The organism is Pseudoalteromonas sp. XI10 (genome assembly GCF_001469895.1).
GTDB lineage: Bacteria > Pseudomonadota > Gammaproteobacteria > Enterobacterales > Alteromonadaceae > Pseudoalteromonas.
The window spans coordinates 78,180-97,510 of sequence record NZ_LOPY01000011.1; the positions used below are offsets into that span (position 1 = coordinate 78,180).

At 41.8% G+C, this 19,331-nt stretch carries 20 protein-coding genes and 1 tRNA gene; 8 read left to right on the forward strand and 13 right to left on the reverse strand.

The genetic code is table 11. The features are described from left to right. Positions 1-27 precede the first annotated feature (27 nt). The 5 genes from AUR67_RS02265 to AUR67_RS02285 are packed head-to-tail and all read left to right on the forward strand — an operon-like array spanning position 28 to position 4,065. Complete coding sequence (locus tag AUR67_RS02265) at positions 28-516, forward strand: FKBP-type peptidyl-prolyl cis-trans isomerase (protein WP_054563509.1); 489 nt, start codon at positions 28-30, stop codon at positions 514-516. A gap of 9 nt (positions 517-525) precedes the next feature. Beyond that, on the forward strand, positions 526-1,251 hold the full coding sequence (locus AUR67_RS02270) for an SDR family NAD(P)-dependent oxidoreductase (RefSeq protein WP_058583956.1): 726 nt from the start codon (positions 526-528) through the stop codon (positions 1,249-1,251). Beyond that, complete coding sequence (locus tag AUR67_RS02275) at positions 1,248-2,090, forward strand: amidohydrolase family protein (RefSeq protein ID WP_058583957.1); 843 nt, start codon at positions 1,248-1,250, stop codon at positions 2,088-2,090. The genes AUR67_RS02270 and AUR67_RS02275 overlap by 4 nt, the downstream gene beginning before the upstream one ends. Before the next feature lie 44 nt (positions 2,091-2,134). Next, positions 2,135-3,682 carry a S41 family peptidase gene (locus tag AUR67_RS02280; protein WP_058583958.1) on the forward strand — a complete coding sequence of 516 codons (1,548 nt, stop codon included), beginning with the start codon at positions 2,135-2,137 and terminating at the stop codon, positions 3,680-3,682. A gap of 8 nt (positions 3,683-3,690) precedes the next feature. Beyond that, entirely contained in the window at positions 3,691-4,065 is a 375-nt protein-coding gene (locus tag AUR67_RS02285; protein WP_058583959.1) for a hypothetical protein, read from the forward strand. Between the two features lie 64 nt (positions 4,066-4,129). Here the strand turns inward: AUR67_RS02285 and AUR67_RS02290 are convergent, their stop codons facing one another. The 5 genes from AUR67_RS02290 to AUR67_RS21450 all read right to left on the reverse strand — a co-directional run bounded on the left by AUR67_RS02290 (position 4,130) and on the right by AUR67_RS21450 (position 7,339). After that, on the reverse strand, positions 4,130-5,305 hold the full coding sequence (locus AUR67_RS02290; protein ID WP_054552450.1) for a mandelate racemase/muconate lactonizing enzyme family protein: 1,176 nt from the start codon (positions 5,303-5,305) through the stop codon (positions 4,130-4,132). Between the two features lie 9 nt (positions 5,306-5,314). Beyond that, entirely contained in the window at positions 5,315-6,082 is a 768-nt protein-coding gene (locus AUR67_RS02295) for a class II aldolase/adducin family protein (RefSeq protein ID WP_054552449.1), read from the reverse strand. A 129-nt stretch (positions 6,083-6,211) separates the two neighbouring features. Beyond that, positions 6,212-6,535: a c-type cytochrome gene (locus AUR67_RS02300; protein WP_058583960.1), complete on the reverse strand. Its 324-nt coding sequence runs from the start codon at positions 6,533-6,535 to the stop codon at positions 6,212-6,214. A gap of 103 nt (positions 6,536-6,638) precedes the next feature. After that, positions 6,639-7,178, reverse strand: coding sequence for a DUF2058 domain-containing protein (locus AUR67_RS02305; RefSeq protein ID WP_058583961.1), 540 nt, complete (start codon positions 7,176-7,178; stop codon positions 6,639-6,641). Between the two features lie 38 nt (positions 7,179-7,216). Then, complete coding sequence (locus tag AUR67_RS21450; RefSeq protein ID WP_268801413.1) at positions 7,217-7,339, reverse strand: hypothetical protein; 123 nt, start codon at positions 7,337-7,339, stop codon at positions 7,217-7,219. A gap of 71 nt (positions 7,340-7,410) precedes the next feature. Between AUR67_RS21450 and AUR67_RS02310 the strand changes: the two genes are divergently transcribed. Continuing rightward, complete coding sequence (locus AUR67_RS02310) at positions 7,411-8,547, forward strand: MFS transporter (protein WP_054563500.1); 1,137 nt, start codon at positions 7,411-7,413, stop codon at positions 8,545-8,547. Here AUR67_RS02310 and AUR67_RS02315 read toward each other — a convergent pair. Together AUR67_RS02315 and AUR67_RS02320 are read right to left on the reverse strand one after the other, a co-directional pair. Continuing rightward, the gene (locus AUR67_RS02315; protein WP_058583962.1) at positions 8,514-9,014 is read right to left on the reverse strand and encodes a prolyl-tRNA synthetase associated domain-containing protein; all 501 of its coding nucleotides are present in this window, start codon (positions 9,012-9,014) and stop codon (positions 8,514-8,516) included. The two genes, AUR67_RS02310 and AUR67_RS02315, sit on opposite strands and share 34 nt — an antisense overlap. Next, entirely contained in the window at positions 9,015-9,401 is a 387-nt protein-coding gene (locus AUR67_RS02320; RefSeq protein ID WP_054563498.1) for a hypothetical protein, read from the reverse strand. It abuts the gene before it with no gap. A 165-nt stretch (positions 9,402-9,566) separates the two neighbouring features. Here AUR67_RS02320 and AUR67_RS02325 point away from each other — a divergent pair. Further along, positions 9,567-9,642: transfer RNA gene (locus AUR67_RS02325), tRNA-Ala, on the forward strand. Between the two features lie 158 nt (positions 9,643-9,800). Here AUR67_RS02325 and AUR67_RS02330 read toward each other — a convergent pair. Next, a complete protein-coding gene (locus tag AUR67_RS02330) occupies positions 9,801-11,048 on the reverse strand; it encodes a glutamate-5-semialdehyde dehydrogenase (protein ID WP_058583963.1) in 1,248 nt (415 codons plus the stop codon). Continuing rightward, entirely contained in the window at positions 11,045-12,151 is a 1,107-nt protein-coding gene (proB, locus tag AUR67_RS02335; RefSeq protein ID WP_054563496.1) for a glutamate 5-kinase, read from the reverse strand. The genes AUR67_RS02330 and proB overlap by 4 nt, the downstream gene beginning before the upstream one ends. A gap of 909 nt (positions 12,152-13,060) precedes the next feature. Here proB and AUR67_RS02340 point away from each other — a divergent pair. Then, a complete protein-coding gene (locus tag AUR67_RS02340) occupies positions 13,061-14,920 on the forward strand; it encodes a cation:proton antiporter (RefSeq protein ID WP_058583964.1) in 1,860 nt (619 codons plus the stop codon). 50 nt (positions 14,921-14,970) lie between these two features. On the opposite strand, the gene AUR67_RS02345 is transcribed toward AUR67_RS02340, so the two are convergent. The 4 genes from AUR67_RS02345 to hflK form a co-directional block, all read right to left on the reverse strand. After that, positions 14,971-15,579: a tetratricopeptide repeat protein gene (locus AUR67_RS02345; protein WP_054563494.1), complete on the reverse strand. Its 609-nt coding sequence runs from the start codon at positions 15,577-15,579 to the stop codon at positions 14,971-14,973. Between the two features lie 116 nt (positions 15,580-15,695). Continuing rightward, entirely contained in the window at positions 15,696-17,009 is a 1,314-nt protein-coding gene (locus AUR67_RS02350; protein WP_058583965.1) for an adenylosuccinate synthase, read from the reverse strand. A 225-nt stretch (positions 17,010-17,234) separates the two neighbouring features. After that, positions 17,235-18,113: a protease modulator HflC gene (gene hflC, locus AUR67_RS02355; RefSeq protein WP_058583966.1), complete on the reverse strand. Its 879-nt coding sequence runs from the start codon at positions 18,111-18,113 to the stop codon at positions 17,235-17,237. 5 nt (positions 18,114-18,118) lie between these two features. Further along, positions 18,119-19,285, reverse strand: coding sequence for an FtsH protease activity modulator HflK (gene hflK / locus AUR67_RS02360; protein WP_054563492.1), 1,167 nt, complete (start codon positions 19,283-19,285; stop codon positions 18,119-18,121). Positions 19,286-19,331 lie beyond the last annotated feature (46 nt).

Below are 19,331 nucleotides of genomic sequence, written 5' to 3' on the forward strand. Positions count from 1 at the left end.
TATATTTAAATTCTAAAGAGAAATAACATGCAGATCAGTAAAGACGCAGCGGTTGAATTTCACTACACACTTAGTGAAGCAGGCGAGCAAATCGAATCAAGTAAAGATGGCGAGCCACTTTCATATATCCATGGCACTGAAGGCATGCTTCCTGGTCTTGAAAAAGCCCTTGAAGGTAAATCGGCTGGCGATAACTTTAGCGTAACACTTGAGCCTAGCGAATCTTACGGCGAGCGCGTTGATAACCTTATTCAACGTATTCCACTTAAGCATTTACAAGGCAACACAAAAGTGTGGAAGCCAGGTATGACTGCAATCGTTCATTCAAACCAAGGTCGTCACCAAGTGACTATCGTTAAAGTGGGCCGTTTCAATGCAGATTGTGATTTAAACCACCCATTTGCTGGTAAAACACTAACGTTTGATGTTGAAGTGATTAATGTTCGCCAAGCAACTGCCGAAGAATTATCACACGGCCACGTGCACGGTGAAGGCGGTTGTGGCCACAGCCACTAAGGATTAATGATGACAAACGTTGCAATTGTCACTGGTGGTAGTAAAGGTATTGGCAAAGCTATCGTTGAGCGTTTAGAACGTGAAGATTACACAGTATATAACTTAGATATCACCCCGTCTGAGGGCAACTATCGCCACTGTGACGTTAGTGATACTCAGCAAGTGAAGTCGGTTATTGCCGAAATTATTGCACAGACGGGTCGCGTCGATGCCTTAATTTCTAATGCGGGTCGTCATTTAAGTGCCAACATCGAAAATACCGATGAAGCAACGTTTGATGCTCTGTTTGCGCTCAATGTGAAAGGTGCCTATGCTGCAATTCAAGCAGTATTACCTAGCATGAAAAGCCAACAAGGCGGCAGTATTGTATTGGTTGCTTCTGATCAGGCAATCATTGGCAAACCAAACTCGTTTGCTTATAACCTCACCAAGCATGCGCTAGCTTCAATGGCTAAAACGACGGCACTCGATTATGCTGCATTTAACATTCGTGCTAATGCGGTTTGTCCGGGTACGATAGAAACACCACTGTTTCATAATGCAATTGATGCATATTGTCAGCGCAGTGGTGCCGATAAAGCAGAAATTGTTGCTGAAGAAGCCGCGCTGCAGCCGCTAGGCCGTTTAGGGCAACCAGAAGAAATTGCTGCTTTGGTGAATTTTTTAATAAGCCCAGAAGCAAGCTTTATTACTGGTAGCTTACAAAGCATTGATGGTGGATACACCACGCAATGAGCGACAAAGTTATTGACCCACATGTGCACTTTTTTAACCTCACTGAGGGTCAATACACTTGGCTACAAGGTAGCAACCCTCCCGCTTGGCCAAATCTAGATAAAATAAAAAAACAAATTACTGCTTCAGAGCTTAAAGCCGCTTGCCCATTTCAACTAGAAGCGCTGGTGCATATTGAAGCTGGCTTTGATAACCAAGCGCCAGTGAATGAGCTTAATTGGCTTGCAACGCATTTAAATGACATTCCCTATCGCGCAATCAGCTACAGCGCGATTGACGCATCTACCAAACACTTTGAAGCGTCACTCAATGAGTTAAAGCACTCATCTTTGGTTGGTATTCGCGATATAACCGAAGGTGATGAAGCAAAGCGCTTATTAACTCCTCACTGCCAAGATAACCTAGCCATGCTCGCAAGCGAAAACTTACACTTTGAAGCACAGTTTGAAATTGAAAACATACAGGTAACCGAGCAACTTATTAAATATTGCACCGCACTGCCCTCATTACGTGTGGTAATTAATCATTTAGGCTTTATTAGTAATGAGCAAAGATGGCTCGAAGCAATCATTAAACTCAGCCGCTGCGATAATATCGCGATAAAGTTCTCAGGGTTAGAGTTCACGCAAATAGCAGTAAACAAACATCTTTGGCTGGTTAATAATTTAGTTAAGTACTTTGGTGAACATCGAGTGATGTTTGCCAGTAATTTCCCTGTTTGCCAGATAAATACCAGCTACAAAAACTGCTGGGAGCACTATCACTCATTGTGCTCGCAGTCGAGTTTATGGCGTAAACTAAGCTATAAAAACGCCCGCGAAATCTATCTAATTGCTTAAAAACTAGCTATATTCAGGTCAGTAAAGCTGTTTAGGTTGGTGTTATGTTTGTTCATTTTAAAAAGCCTTTAGCTGCTGTAGCAGTTACGTGTTCGCTTATCATTGCAGGCTGTGGTGGTTCTGGTAGCTCAGAGTCAGGGACTATCGATGCTGCTGATATCACATGGACTGAAGGTGTATTTGAGCCATCAAGTAGGTTTGACCAACAATGCCAAGCACTTAATGAAAAGCACTGGCTACGCGCTTGGAGTCACGAAACCTACCTTTGGTATGACGAAATTGTTGATCGCGACCCTGCATTGACTGACGGTGTTTTAAATTACTTTGCCTTATTAAAAACCCAAAACACCACTGATTCAGGTGCAAATAAAGATAACTTTCATGCCAGCTTGCCAACTGACGAGTGGCAAGCTCAGAGCCAATCGGGGCAGTCTTTTGGTTATGGCTTTAAACTTAAGTTAATCAGTGCCAGCGCCCCTCGCCAAGGGATTATCAGCTACACAGAACCTAACTCACCGGCTGAAAACCTCAATCTGAGCCGAGGCTTAGAAGTCATTGAAGTGGATGGCGTTGACTTTGTAAATGCCAGCACCCAAGCTGAGGTTGATGTATTAAATGCAGGCCTCTTTCCATCAGAGTCTGGCAAGGTGACCTCTTTTGTATTCAAAGACATTAATACCAGCGAAATTCGCGAAGTCACTATGACTGCACAAACTATTACAGGCCAAGCAGTTAGCAACATAAAGACCTTCGCCAATGGTGAAGTAGGCTACTTTCAGTTTAATCGCCATAATGCTGTAGCAGAAAAACCCTTATACGATGCCTTTAATAATTTAGCTGCAAGTAACGTTAAAGATTTAATTATTGATATGCGCTATAACCCCGGTGGATTCCTGCAAATGGCCAGCCAAGTTGCTTACATGGTAGCTGGTGAAAGCAACACCACAGGTAAAATCTTCGAGCGCACTATTTTTAATGATCAGCATCCAACGTTTAACCCAATCACTGGCGATCGCTTAGAGCCTGTTTATTTTACTGATGAGTTTTTAGGCTTTGCCGAAAACCCAGCTGTCAGCCCAGGAACCCCATTGCCTTCGTTGAACCTAGAACGTGTTTTTGTGCTGACAACAGGCAGCACCTGCTCAGCAAGTGAGGCAGTGATTAATGGCCTACGCGGTGCCGACATCGAGGTAATTCAAATAGGCGAAACAACCTGTGGCAAACCCTATGGTTACTACCCAACTGATAACTGTGATACTACGTATTTCAGCATTCAGTTTACGGGCGTCAACAATAAGGAATTTGGTGAATATGCAGATGGCTTTGCACCACAAAACAGCAACGATAGCGAGTTTCAACCTGTAATGATCCCAGGCTGCGCTGTTGCTGACGACTTCACTCATCAATTAGGAGATGAAAGTGAAGCTATGCTAAGTACAGCGCTTAGCTATCGTGAGACTGGCCGCTGTCCTGCCGCCACTTCAACGATTAGTGAACAAGGGTTTGCACCGGCTATTTTTACAGACACACCGAAAGTGCTTGATACCCGTACTTCTACCTTGCTTCAGCAAAGTAAAATTTTAGAGCAGTAGGAACCTTAATGAGAGCCCAACTAACTAGTCTATTACTGTTATCGACACTGCTAGGCTGTAGTGCTCAAAGCCAAGAGCCTACACCTAAATTGCAATATGCACGGCTTATGGAGCCGCAAAGTGAACTAATAGCGCAAGGTATCGCAAGGTTGATGCACAGCAAGCCAATTGCTGTTGCCGATGATGCGTTTATAAATAGCAGTATATTAGTGACTGATAGTATGAATGTACTGGATGCGCAAGGTAACCCGATAATGGGTAAACAGCTAGCTATGCCTGAGCGTTTTGAATTATTAATCAAAAATAAAATGTGTTTTGTGCGCCATCTAGATAGTAAAGCGACCGAGCCACTGCCTTTGGTAAAATGTAAACCGATAAACTAACCTAAACTAAAAAGCAGATATAAAAAAAGCCCTTACGGGCTTTTTTAAAATATATTAGTGAGTATTACTTAATCTCAACACGTTGTGAGCGCATAACGACTTCATCATTTAATTCAATACCGATACCTGGCTCTTCTGATACTTGGAAGAAACCATTTTTAGGTTGTGGATCTTGAATACACAATTCACGGTTCCATTTTTTAATCGCATAGGTGTGATGTTCGTGAATTAAGAAGTTAGGAATTGCGGTTTCTAGGTGTAACGAAGCTGCAGTTGCTACTGGGCCGCCACACACGTGAGCTTGAATTCGCACATCAAAGATATCAGCATAATCACACACTTTTTTAGTTTCAGTGAAACCACCACACAGGCCTAAGTCTGGCTGTAGTACATCAATACTTTGATCTTCTAAGTATGGACGCACACCCCAGCGGTTATACAAACGTTCACCACCTGCAATTGGCACCGCTACTTTGTCAGCAACTTTTGCATGTAATGAATGATTTAAGTAATTCACAGGCTCTTCGTAATACATACAATCGAACTCTTCAGCAATTTCACCAATTTGAATTGCTGATGTCGCACCAGGTAAGCTGTGACACTCAAAAATAATGTCAACTTCGTCACCGACTGCTTCACGAATAGCCTGCATACGCGCACGGTATAATTTCATTTCTGCACGAGAAATAATGTTAGTGCGATCGTAATAAGTATTGCCGTTTTTATCGTACTGGATTGGGTCAACTTTTACCGCATCATACCCTTCAGCCATCGCCTTAAGCGCTGCTTCTGCGTATTCTTCTGGGTGAACAAGCGCTTTAAATTCGCTGTCCCAGTCAAACTGTAATTGTGATGCATAAGTACGCAGCTTATCGTTAACTTTGCCACCTAATAGCTGGTAAACAGGCAAGCCTAATGCTTTACCTTTAATATCCCAAAGTGCAGTATCAATGGCGCTCATTGCTGCATATACAACAGGACCACCACCTAAACCCCAAAAGCTTTCGCGTAGCATTCGTGACCAAAGTTTTTCTGTTTGAAATGGGTCATGACCAATTAAAAAGGCATCAGCCATTTCTTTGATCATTGCCGCAGCTGCACTATGACCTAAATCATAAGCCAGACCCGCTTCACCCACACCGCTAATACCTTCATCGGTGTGAATACGCACAAAAACAGGTGTCCAAGCAGGTCTGTCTGGACAATGAATATCGAACACTTCGACGCGATTAACTTTCATGGTTACTCCTTACTGAGCAAAACTGGGATCAAGACGATAAGCTTTACGCAACATGGCTGGCCAAGCTAACTGGCCACCTGTGCTGCCACTATGCACGACATTCGCTTGATTATAAATATTATCGATAATAGGTTGTGGTACTGGAATTGCCGTTTGACCACTGGCTTGAATAGCCAATTGAATTTCACAGGCACGCTGCAAATCATAAAATCGCATAAAGGCATCTCCTACTGTTGGGCCAACAGTTAAGCCACCGTGGTTAACCAATAGCATGTGATTAGTAGTGCCTAAATCATCTTGCAAGCGCTTTTTCTCATCACTGTTTACCGCTAGCCCTTCGTAGCCATGATAAGACAATGATGGCAATGAGAACATTGAGTATTGGCTAAGTGGTAACAGGCCTTTTTCTTGCGTTGCAACGGCGATGGTTTCTTTTGTGTGTAAATGAATAACACAGTGAGCGTCATCACGAACTTCATGAATAGCGCTGTGAATAGTGAAACCAGCCGGATTAATTTTAAATGGCGTGTCATCAAGAATATTGCCAGCTAAATCGACCTTCACAAGATTAGATGCCGTCACTTCATCAAAACTAAGACCAAATGCATTAACTAAATAGTGATCTGTGCCCGGTAAACGTGCCGATAGGTGGGTATAAATTAAATCCCCCCATCTAAAGTGCTCAACTAAACGGTAACATGCAGCTAAATCAACACGAAGCTGCCATTCTTGTTCAGATACTTTATTTTTTAAATCGAGTTTTGGTAAGTCAAACATGGAAAACCTTGTATATGTGACACTGCACAAATAGATGTATAGAAGTCTAAATCACTATTAATAGATGATCAATAGGTGATACAAAAAGGCCACATCAATTGATGTGGCCTTTTCACGCTAAAATGGTGTTTATTTTACTTGTGATAAGTAATCAGCAATTGCAGCCATTTCTTCTTCAGATACGTTTGCAACCATTGCTTTCATCGCAGCAGCCATACCGTTGCTACGCGCACCTGACTTAATGTCTTTCATTTGTGCTAGTAAGTACTCTTTATTTTGACCATTTAATTTAGGGTACTGAGCCATGATAGGCGCTTTACCTTCTGCACCGTGGCAAGTTTGGCAAAGCTTAGCTGTGTATAGTGTTGCACCATCCGCAGCCATAGTGTTGAAAGATAGGCTTGCAGCCATTGCAATGCCAGCCCCACATAAAATTTTCGTGATCTTGCTCATTTGTATCTTCTCTTTTTTGACGGGTTATTAAACATTTTCTTTAGTGTAGACCATGATTTAACAATATTGCACCCGAAAATTGTAACGGCAATAGAAACAGTCACTACCAAATTAAATCATCAGGTACTTCAAAATCAGCATACGGATCATCTTCATCCTTTTGCTTATCTTCAGGCTCAACATGGAACACTATGTAGTCTTCGCTGACTTCAGCGACTTTTCGTGCTGGTTCGTCTTCCAGTACAAAAAATTGGCCTTCTAAAACACAAATTGCTAAACGGCCACCAGCTAGGGCCTTTTGTGTTTTTTCGTTTACTTCGAGCTCTTTCACTTTATTTTGATAAGTGAAGTTAAATGTACGATCACCACGGATCTCATCTTGATTGTGATGCTCTAAAATCTGCTTAACGCGCGCTACTTGCTCACGTTGCTTTTGCTCTTCTAAACGCGCTTGATTTAGCTCATCGGCTTTTTTCTGCTGCTCAAGCTTAGTTTGTTCAATATGTTTTTGCAGATCGCTAGGATTACTCGTGGCGCCTTTCTTTTTCTTCTTTTGCTGTTTGCGCTTTTCTGTTTTGGCTACTTTAGCTTTATGTGCCGTAGTAAGACCAGCTTTAAGTAATTGATCTTGTAATGAACCCATGACGAAATTCCAATTTATTAATGCGTATTAGGGTTATTTTAATCAGCTCTGCCAACAAATAACAGTACTGAGCCCACTTGATTCACAGCAATCGAGTATATTGGTGTGAGATTAACACGCGATGAAATCATGACATATTGATTTAACGCAAGATTTATCATTTTAGTCGCCTTTGAACTTGTAAAAAAACCTGTACCCGATAAGCTAGGGCTTTTCCTCTTGGGAGCTAAAAATGCAGCTGCGACATTTGTTACTTTGCTCTGTGTTTATTTTCTTTGTTTTATACGCCCCACAACCCTTACTTGGATTATTTGCCAGTCATTTTTCTGTGTCACCTGCTACTGCTGGTAGCTTAATGACTGCTACTATGTTGCCACTAGCCATTGCTCCTTTAGTGTATGGCTTGTTTTTAGCTAAGCGAAACCCACTAACAATTTTAAAGATTGCCATGTTTGTGTTAGCAATCAGCTGTATAGCTTTTACTTTAGCACCAAGTTTTGAGCTGCTATTGCTAGTTCGCTTTATTCAAGGGATCACTCTACCTGCGGCTCTTACAGCCATGACCAGTTATATCGGTGTGACTTTTCAGGCTGACCAATTACAACGTAATATGACGCTTTACATTGGCAGCACCATTGTTGGTGGCTACTTCGGACGTATGCTCGCCGCATTGTTTACTGACTTTTTAAGCTGGCAAAGTTTTTATTATGTGATTGCGCTTGGCTTAGTACTATTTGCACTCGCCATTCCTAAATCAAACAAAGGGGCGAGTATTCATGCAGCAAAGTCGCCGCTATTGTATCTAAAGCAGTTAAAAGACCCGCTGGTATTAAAGCTCTACGGAGCGGTGTTTTGTATGTTCTTTTGTTTTGCGGCACTGTTAAATTATTTACCTTTCATTCTGCAAGACAGTTTTGCTATCACTAACACCCGAGACATCGGACTGGTTTACAGCGGTTATTTGCTTGGTGCACTAGCTTCTATAGCCACACCTTGGTTGTTACGAAAGTCATCAACACCTTGGCGTTTACTAACCTGGGTTTTTGTATTTTATAGCCTGACAATGGTGCTATTGATGAGCCAACAGTTATTACTTTTTGTTATTGCTTTTACTGGCTTTTGTGGCGCAATGTTTGTTATCCACTCAAGTGCCGCTCCACTGGTAAATAAAATCAGCAGCGCACCTGCGAGTGTCACCAATGGCGGTTATGTATCGTTTTATTATAGCGGTGGGGCATTAGGTTCATTATTACCAGGGCTGGTATATCAGCAACACGGCCAAGTTGCCTTTATGACCGTGCTACTTTTAGTCTGCTTAGTGGGTTTAAGCTTAGTTTATTTGGCAGGTAGAAATACGATACGCGGTTGATGCCCGGTACTTTCAAAAAACAGCTCTAAGTCCTCTTTTTTCATCAGCCAAGTGGCGGTATTTTCAAAAGGGTGACAATGAAAAAGCTCGTTAAACCAAATTTCTTGGTCTAGCCAAAGAGTGACATTATTTTGCTTATCGTTTAACAGTGCCAACATAGAAACACAGCCCGGTGGCACTTTAAGATAACGCGCTAATCGCTCATCAGATGCAAACCCTAAACGCGATAACCCCTGCTGCTGAGCAATGGCTTTTAAGTCGAGTTGTTTGTCGTGAGCGGTGATCACTAAAAAGTGGCGCTTACCTTCGTTATCTCGTAAAAACAGGTTTTTTAAACGAGTGCCCGGTCTATCGAGCATAAACTTATCGGCATCTAAGCTGCCGTGTAATGGTGGATGCTCAATCACATCATAATTAATATCTAATTGAGCTAGCGTAGCAGCTAACTTGCTTTTATCTGCATACATTTACAAACAACGTCCTCGTAATTGCACACTTAAATCACGCCATAATACTTCGTCAATAACGTGTTTATCGTCGCAGTATTGTCGTTCTTTAAGCTCTTCATTTAATAATTCAACCGCTTGGTCTTCGAGCATAAGTTTTAAGTTGCTCGACTCTTCAAATACTTCTTGCTCGGCAAAATCTTTAAACTGCCTGCGTGTCATTGGCTTATCGAGATTAATCGGGCGTCTGCCCTGTGCTTTAACTGACACCACATAGGCAAAAATTTTATTGCCTTGCTCATCATTTTTTTCGTAAAACTGCTTATTATTGATTTCAAAAGGAGGCGCTTCTTGTTGGCTTGCGCAACCGGCAAGTAAAACAACCAAAAGCCATGCTATTTTTTTCATTATTGGATAAGCCTTGAACAGTGAATGCGCTTTAGTCTACCAAAAATAAAACAACAGAGTAAAAAATCGAACATTTTAAAAAAAATACTTGACCACAAATGCAAAAATATTTAAAGTTCACCCCGCTTGAGACGCAAGACTTGAGCATCCTGTATTTAGGAATGTGGGGCTATAGCTCAGCTGGGAGAGCGCCTGCCTTGCACGCAGGAGGTCAGCAGTTCGATCCTGCTTAGCTCCACCACTTTCCTACCTCTCTTTAGGCAATCTGCCAAATTTTTAATAAAAACCAATAGATTCCAAATTCAAGCGTCTTTATTAGTCTTTCTGCTGTCTTCTTTTTATTTTAGACACAAAAAAACCGAGCAAAGCCCGGCTTTTTAAACAATTACTTTTTAGTGATTATTCACGAATTTGACCTTCGCCATTCACTAAGTATTTTTCAGTTGTAAGTGACTCTAGACCCATTGGACCATAAGCATGTAGCTTAGTTGTCGCAATACCAATCTCAGCACCTAAACCTAACTGTGAACCATCAGAAAAACGCGATGACGCATTAACCATCACCACAGATGCATCCACACTGCGTTGGAATAACTCAGCTGCAGCTTGGTCTTTAGTACAAATCACTTCAGTGTGGTTTGAACCAAACTTAGCAATATGATCAATGGCACCAGCAAAGTCAGGTACAACCTTGATTGCGATTTCTAAATCTAAGTATTCTTCACCAAACTCGTCGTCAGCAAGTACTGTTGCATTATCAAAGTACTCGGCAGCTTTAGCATCTGCATTTACTTTCACGCCTTCTTGACGAAGAACAACTGCACACAGATTTAAAAACTCATCAGCAATATCTTGGTGAACCACTAAGCCTTCTAGGGCATTACACACACCAGTACGCTGAGTTTTACCATTTAATAGTAAATTGATTGCTACGTTCAAATCAGCGTCTTTATCAACATAAAGGTGGCATACACCTTTAAAGTGCTGAATCACAGGAATAGTACTGTTTTCTGTTACAAAATTAATTAAACCTTCACCACCACGCGGAATGATTAAATCAATTGTTTCACGCTGTTGCATCAGCTCCATAAGTAGGCCACGGTCTGGATCTGGGATCACTGAAATCAACGCAGCTGGTAAACCATGCTTTTCAAGTACTTTATGCATTACGCTCGCGATTGCTTGCGAGCTACGTAGTGCTTCTTTACCACCACGCAAAATAACACCATTACCCGATTTAAAGCATAGGGCACCTGCATCAGCCGTCACATTTGGACGCGCTTCATAAATCATACATACAACACCCAGTGGTACGCGCATCTTGCTGATCTTAATACCATTTGGACGCTCTGAAATTTCACGTAATTGACCAACAGGATCATCAAGGCTAACAATTACTTCGATGCCTTCTGCCATTGCTTCAATACGCTCATCGTTAAGCGTTAAACGGTCAATCATCGATGCAGCAAGGTTGTTATCACGTGCTGCCGCTAAATCGCTTTCGTTCTCTTTGATGATAAAAGCTTTGCTTTCACGTAGCGCCTCTGCCATCTCAGTTAAAACTTGATTCTTAGTAGCAGTATCAAGTAAAGCTAACTGGGTTGCAGCTTTTGCAGCTTGACTCGAAATATCCGTAATTAAACTCATGACTTCTCCAATAATGCGATATCTTTCTCTGAAACAACTGGGCCGATTGAATCTTGCATTTTTTCGCTAAATTCACTTTGCTCGTTGTCAGCAATAAAATTCAATAAACAGCTACTGTAATTCGCTGTGGCTTTTGCTAGACGCGTACCATCATCACTACGGACTAAAATGGTATCGCCTACGCCAAATTCTCCGTGTACTGCAACGATTTCATCGCTACGAATACAACCGTCTTCATCTTCTAATGATTCATCAAATGAACCTTCAACGACAACCTCACCTTGCTCATTAGCTGTGTGAGTCATCCAATGCACAGCTTCTTGCATTGGTTTTTCATATGGTGTGAAGATAGTACCTGGGTTGTCACCCGCTAGCAGTCGGTTAAATGTCTCTTCTTTAAAACCATTTAAAATAAAGGTTGTAATACCATGTGAAGTGGCTTTTTCAGCCGCTTCGATTTTCGTTTTCATACCACCTGTACCAACGGCACTGGTTGCACAACCGGCCATGGCATAAATTGACTCATCAATGCTTTCAATTTCAGGTAATAATACTGCATCTTCATGTAAATTCGGGTTTTTGTCATAAAGACCATCAACATCCGAAAAAATCATCAATGCATCTGCATCCGCAGCTGCAGCAACCATTGCCGACAAGTTATCATTGTCGCCAACTTTTAAATCGTCGGTTGTTACCGTGTCATTCTCATTGATGATAGGTAATACACCATGCTCAAGTAAGGTGAAAACGGTTTCACGAATGCTTGTGTAACGCTCACGGTCACGTAAGTCACCATGAGTTAATAAAATCTGTGCTGATGGGAAATCGAAGAAGCGATCCCACATCGCCATCATTTCTGTCTGACCGGCAGCAGCCATTGCTTTTTTCATCGTCACTGAACGCTTTTCTTGTTCAGGGAATAAATGCGAACCAGCAGCTACCGAACCCGATGATACTAAAATAACTTCGATACCTTGCGCTCGACAGCGAACGATGAACTGTGCAATGGTCAGTAAATAACGTGAGCGACACCCGTCTTGTTCGGGTGCGATTAATGCGCTACCTACTTTTAGTACTATACGTCGCCAATTTAACTTTTGCATAACTGTTCAACTTTCCATTTTACTATCTGTTCAGTGCCAATTTGCCACTGATTAAAAGACTCGCGCTTAGCTTTACTAAACGCACTGACTATTATCACTTTGCCAAACCACTTATCTATGCACACGACTACGCCACGCAAGTACTGCGATTAGATATAGCACAACTTTTATTCAGTCAGTAGACCAAACGGTTATAAACCATAAGTTGATAAAAAAAGATAAGTGTTGTTTATGTATCGCTGTAAAAAGCTGTGTGCGGCTTTTATTAATAACAACATACATAGAGCCTATACAATCTGGTACACCAACAGATAGGGTGTAGATTGTATGACCGAGATTTAGCTGCCACGATGGGAGCTAAACATTGACCAGATAATGAACTTATATTCTATTCAACACGTAATAAATATGCACTGAACAACTTAGAGCTCATTTCTATTTAATTAGAAAACAAAGTGTATAAAACACTAATAATGTCGCAAACAAGTATCTTTTCAGAAAGCTAAGCTACAAAGAGTGTCTTTAAAGCTAATAACTATTTAGATATCAAATTGTTTGAACACGAACTATAATACGGGAAATCAGGGGCAAAGATCAAGTGCAAAAAGTAGTCATAACTTTTATACTTACCATAAACATAGAAAATACACATTTATTAACAGTACCTTAGGCGCGCAATTTTATTGTGCAATAATTTTTAACGAGCCTAGCAGGGTTTAATTTCATAAACACACCCAAAAAGTATTAATAACGACTAAAATCGTATTTGAAGCAACGAGTTTGCTTGTATCCATGACGGTGAGTAGGCTTTAATAGGCAAGCATTATTTTAATAATGTCAGCAACTAATGACGCGATTATCTAAGGCGTTGGCATTTTAAATTGTAGTAACTAAAGGATAATTCATTCTATGTCAGCAATTTTTATAGCAGGGATCGCCTTGTGCTCAGTATTAGCACAGTGGGTAGCTTGGGCGTTTCGTGTACCGGCTATTTTATTTTTACTACTAACAGGTTTAATTCTCGGGCCTTTTAGTGGCGTATTAGAACCAGATGCATTGTTGGGAGATTTATTATTCCCAGTGGTTTCTTTAAGTGTGGCAGTGATTTTATTCGAAGGTTCACTCACTCTGCATTTTCGAGAACTTAAAGGGATTGGCAAGGTAGTTCGTAACCTCTGCTCAATCGGGATGATCACAACTTGCCTAGTGGTAAGCCTGAGCGCCTATTGGATATTAGAACTTAATTGGCGAGTTGCCGCGGTTCTAGGAGCCGTGCTAGTTGTTACAGGCCCTACTGTAATTGCCCCCCTACTAAACTCCATGAGACCAAACCAAGACATAGACCGAATTTTGCGCTGGGAAGGTATAGTAATAGATCCTATTGGTGCCTTGTTTGCTGTATTAGTGTTTGAAGCGGTCATGCTTGTAGGTCAAGGTGAAGTATTTAGCCATACCATTATTGCGCTCTTTAAAACTCTTGGTGTAGGTTTAACCATTGGTGTGGTTGCAGGCTGGCTTACAACACTGCTTATTCGTCGAGAGTGGTTACCGTTTGAGTTACACAAGTTTGGTATTCTTGCCTTAGTACTCATAAGTTTTACGGTTTCAAACCACCTAAGCCATGAATCTGGCTTACTCGCTGTTACCGTGTTTGGTATTTGGCTTGCTAACCAAGACGAACTTGAAATTGACTCTGTACTTGAGTTTAAAGAAGACCTTTCGATGATCTTGATTTCATCGTTATTCATTTTACTTGCAGCCCGCCTACAGCTATCAGATTTAATGATGTTACATAGCGATGTGTTTATTTTCTTAGCCATCGTGCTTTTTGTGGCTCGCCCAGCGTGTATTGCAATATCGACTTTTAAAACCGACTTACCTATCAAGTCTCGTTTAGTGCTGGCTTGGATTGCTCCGCGAGGTATTGTTGCAGCTGCGGTAGGCTCTGTTTTCGCGTTAAGTATGGTGGAAGCTGGCATTGCCGATGCTGAAAAAATGGTACCACTCATATTCACGGTGATCATTGTCACTGTAGTACTACAAAGCTTAACGGCAACACCATTGGCAAAGTTGTTAAAAGTGCGCCAACCTGCACCAAATACAATTTTGATTATTGGTGCCAACCATGTAGCAAGAGCCATCGCACGCGGCTTAAAAGATCAAAACATTCCGGTGCACTTGTCTGATCCTGCATGGGAGAACTGCAAAATGGCACGCATGGATGGCTTACCTTGTTACTATGGTAATCCGCAGTCAGAGCATGCTGAGCGCTATTTACCGTTAACGACAATTCGTAGCGTACTCGCGCTTTCGCCTAACCGCCACCACAACGCATTAGGCGTTCAGTACTTCTCGCATTTCCTCGACGAGAAAGATGTGTTTTCACTGCGTTCTTCAACAAACCACGCTAAAGCAAATAAAGACAGTGCGACCTTCTTATCGCGACAAATTCTGTTTGGCGACAATGGCGCTTATGCGCGCTTAAGTAGCTTAATTGCCAAAGGTGGCAAGGTCAGTGCAACACGTATTTCTGAGGAGTTTAGCTGGGAGCAATACAAAGACGTTAATAGCGAAGCTATCCCGCTGTTTATTTTAAATGGTGAGAAAAGTGATGATGACGATTCACCTATTAAAATTCGCCCGTTCACTACGAACATGGAAAAAACACCGCAAGTAGGTGAGCGTATTGTGGCACTACAGCCACCTAAGTTGTCGGTACTAAAAGACCCGAACAACGGCAAACCAAAAGAAAATAAAGAAGAGAAATAACAGTAAGGCCAGCATTAGCTGGCCTTTTATTTATATGTATTTGTATTTATCTACATAGGTAAACGAGCGCGGGCAACGACGCTGTCTGGCATTTTTTCGGCAAGCTTAGCGAGTAAATTTTCTACTTTCTTATGAGTCGCTTTATCGGCAACCATTGAATGAAATAACCAACGGTAGGCATCTTCATAATCGCGCGGGCTGCCATAACCTTGATTAAATAGGTTAACCAGTCGCATTTGTGCCTTTAAGTTGCCTTGGGCTGATGCTTCTCGTAAATAGGTTACCGCCATCGCTTTATCTTGCTGCACTAACTGGCCTACATCGTAGTAGCGACCAAGTTGCTCTAATGCCGCGCCTAGTCCTTGTTGAGCAGCCTGACGCATGTAATAGACCCCTAACTCTACATTACGGTCTACACACACAGCATAAGCTAGCATATCGCCATACAGGAACTGATACGATGGCAGTGCCATTTTATTGGCTCGAGCTTCGATATCTTGCACTAACTGGCAATCATCTGCCTTTACACGTGCAAGGTGTGCATTTTTATTGATCAAGCCAATTAACTCGCTCTCTGTGTACAGAGGCACTGCTGTTATAGGCTCTTCAGCCATGCTTAGGCTTGAGAAGAGTAATGTTAAAGGCAATAAAACACGCATCAAAATCACTTAAATAAAGTCAGTCTTAGCAAATAATATACAATTATCATTCCAGAGTGAATTTCGGGCACAAAAAAAGCTGCCGAAGCAGCTTCTTTTTTCAGTCACTATGACGATTATGCAAACGGGCTGCGTAATACCATAGTTTCTACACGATCTGGGCCAGTAGAGATGATATCAACTGGAACACCAGTGATTTCTTCAATACGTTTGATGTAATCAAGTGCCGCTTGCGGTAATTGATCAACTGACGTAGCACCTACTGTGTTTTCTGACCAGCCTGGCATCTCTTCGTATACTGGTGTTACTTTCTCGTAACCTTCAGCTGCTAATGGTGTAACGTTCGTTACTGTGCCATCTTCTAACTGGTAACCAGTACAGATTTTTAATGTTTCTAAACCGTCTAAAACGTCTAGTTTAGTTAAACAGAAACCTGAGATGCTGTTGATTTGCACTGCGCGGCGCATTGCCACTGCGTCTAACCAACCTGTACGGCGTAAACGACCTGTCGTTGCACCGAACTCATGACCTTTATCACCTAAGTGCTTACCAACTGGATCTTGCTTATCGATACCGTCGTAAAGCTCTGTAGGGAATGGACCAGAACCTACACGTGTAGTGTAAGCTTTAATAATACCTAGCACGTAATCAAGGTGTAATGGACCAAAACCAGCACCTGTTGCTACACCACCAGCCGTTGTGTTTGATGATGTTACGTACGGGTAAGTACCGTGGTCGATATCAAGTAATGTACCTTGCGCACCTTCAAATAAGATGTTGTCGCCCGCTAAACGCGTTTGATCAAGAAGCTCAGTAACATCAACAACCATTGCTTTTAAGATATCTGCGATAGCCATTGCATCGTCAAATGTCTTTTGGAAGTCAACTGGTTCAGCTTTGTAGTAATGCTCTAATGTGAAGTTATGGTATTCCAATACTTCTTTAAGCTTGCTAGCAAACTGTTCAGGGTTGAATAAGTCACCAACACGTAAACCACGACGTGCTACTTTATCTTCATAAGCTGGACCGATACCACGACCTGTAGTACCAATTGGCTTATCGCCACGTGCTTTTTCACGGGCTAAATCTAATGCAATGTGGAAAGGTAAAATTAATGGACATGCTTCGCTGATTAATAAGCGCTCACGTACTGGTACGCCACGCTCTTCTAGCATGCCGATTTCTTTCATTAATGCTTCTGGTGATAAAACAACACCATTACCGATCACACACTTAACATTGTCACGTAATACACCCGATGGAATAAGGTGTAAAACCGTCTTTTCACCGTTGATTACCAGAGTATGGCCTGCGTTATGACCACCTTGATAACGAACTACTAAAGATGCTTTGTCTGTAAGGAGGTCAACTACCTTACCCTTACCTTCGTCACCCCATTGGGTGCCTAGTACAACAACGTTTTTACCCATTGCAAATTCACTTAGAAAAAATTAGGACGAGATTTTATCAGAAAACGAGGTGAAAGATCACCCCGTTTAGCTTATTTTTTCTGCGCCTGAATTTTTACCTTCTTAATTACTTAAACAACTACATGCAGAACAGGGGTTTATAAAATAGTTAAGGATAAAAATTAATCACACGCAAAAACAAAAAAGCCCTACATAATGCAGGGCTTTTCATCACACAAATATTAATTACTGTGCTTTTGTACCTTTCATATAATTAAAGAAGTCGCTATCAGGTGAAATCACCATCACGTCTTGCTTATTTTTAAAGGTGTTTTTGTAAGCTTCTAGGCTACGCATAAAACCGAAGAACTCAGCGTCTTTGTTATAAGCGTTAGCATAGATAGCGGCTGCATCGGCATCACCTTGACCACGAACAGTACGCGCATTACGCTCAGCGTCTGCAAGCATTACTGTTACACGGCGGTCTACTTCTGCGCGAATTGTTTCAGCTTTTTCTTGACCTTCAGAACGGTGCTCTTTTGCAACTGCAGTACGCTCAGCACGCATACGTTGGAAGATTGAACTACTCACTTCTTGTGGTAAGTTAATTTGCTTAACGCGTACATCAAGTACTTCAATACCTAGCTCTTGCGCACTTTCAGACGCTTGAACTAATGCTTCTTCCATCAGCTCACTACGCTCACCAGAAACGATCTCTCTGATAGTACGAGAACCGAAGTTAGTACGAAGACCATTGTTCACCTTTTGCTTAAGTAGTGTTTCAGCGTATTGCTTATCACCACGGGCACGAAGGTAGAATGCACTAAAGTCATTAATGCGCCACTTCACGTAAGAATCAACGATTAAGTCTTTTTTCTCACTTGTTACAAAGCGGTCTGGTGCACCATCTAGCGTTTGAATACGTGCATCTAAACGACGTACTTGGCTAAAGAAAGGCACTTTTAGGTGTAAACCAGGGCCGTATACTACAGCCTTGTCGTCACTGTCTTTTTCAACTTTGCTGAATAACAGTACGATTGCCTTCTCGCCTTCTTGCACAACAAAAATCGCTGAGAAAGACAGCACAACTGCAAGGGCAAGTATTACTAAACTAAAATTTTTCATCTTGCTTATCTCCCCTCATTAAAACGGTCAGTTGCGAAACGGTCATTGCTTGAATTTACCGTGCTGTTACGCGACGTGTTTATTTTATTGCGAAGGTCTTTGATATCACTTGAGCTTGGTAATGCAACACGTGTTGCTGTACCTTGCTTTTCCATGATTTTATCAAGCGGTAAATACATCATGTTATTACCACCTTCAACATCAACTAACACTTTAGAGCTGTTACCTAGCACTTCTTCCATCGCATCGATGTAAAGACGCTTACGAGTTACCTCTTTAGCAGCTTGGTACTCAGGTAATAGCTTTTCAAAACGCGCTACCTCACCTTGTGCTTCTAATGTAATACGTTCACGGTACGCTTCTGCTTCTTGCGTCATACGAGTAACTTGACCACGGGCACGAGGTTCAATTTCACGAGCATAGGCTTCTGCTTCACGGATGAAACGCTCTTCATCTTCTTGTGCAGCAATAGCGTCATCAAACGCGTCTTTTACTTCACCCGGCGGACGTGAATCTTTAAAGTTCACATCGCTTACAATAATACCTAGATTGTATGGCTCGATGATTTTGTTAAGCTCATCCCACGTTTGTTGACGCACTAACTCACGACCAGTTGTTAGTACTTGGTCCATTTTTACATGACCAATTACATAACGTAATGCACTATCAAGTGCTTGTTGTAAGCTGTGGTCAGCATCAGTAACGCTGAACTTGTAAAGATGTGGGTCGATAACACGGTACTGCACTTCAAACTCTACATTTACCACATTTTCGTCTTCGGTAAGCATAAAGCCTTTAGCAGATAACGAGCGAACCGCTTCGATATCAACAGGGATCACGCGTTCAATGAAGGTCATTTTCCAACGTAAGCCAGGTTCTGCAATGCGATCGTATTGCCCAAATTGTAAAACAATACCGCGCTCAGCTTCTTTTACCGTGTAAATACCACTTAATGCCCATACAATGATGGCAATAATAAGGATGAAAGAAATGCCTGCGCCACCAAGTCCACCGCCGTTTTTACCTGGCTTATTACCACCAAATAAACCGCCAAACTTGTTGCCGAACTTACGCATTACCTCGTCTAAATCAGGTGGGCCTTGATCTTTTCCGCCTTTATTATTCCACGGATCTTTATCATTGCCATTATTACCCGGTTCATTCCAGGCCATAGCTATACTCCATTGTTATCTAAATGAATTAGGTTAAATCTATCAA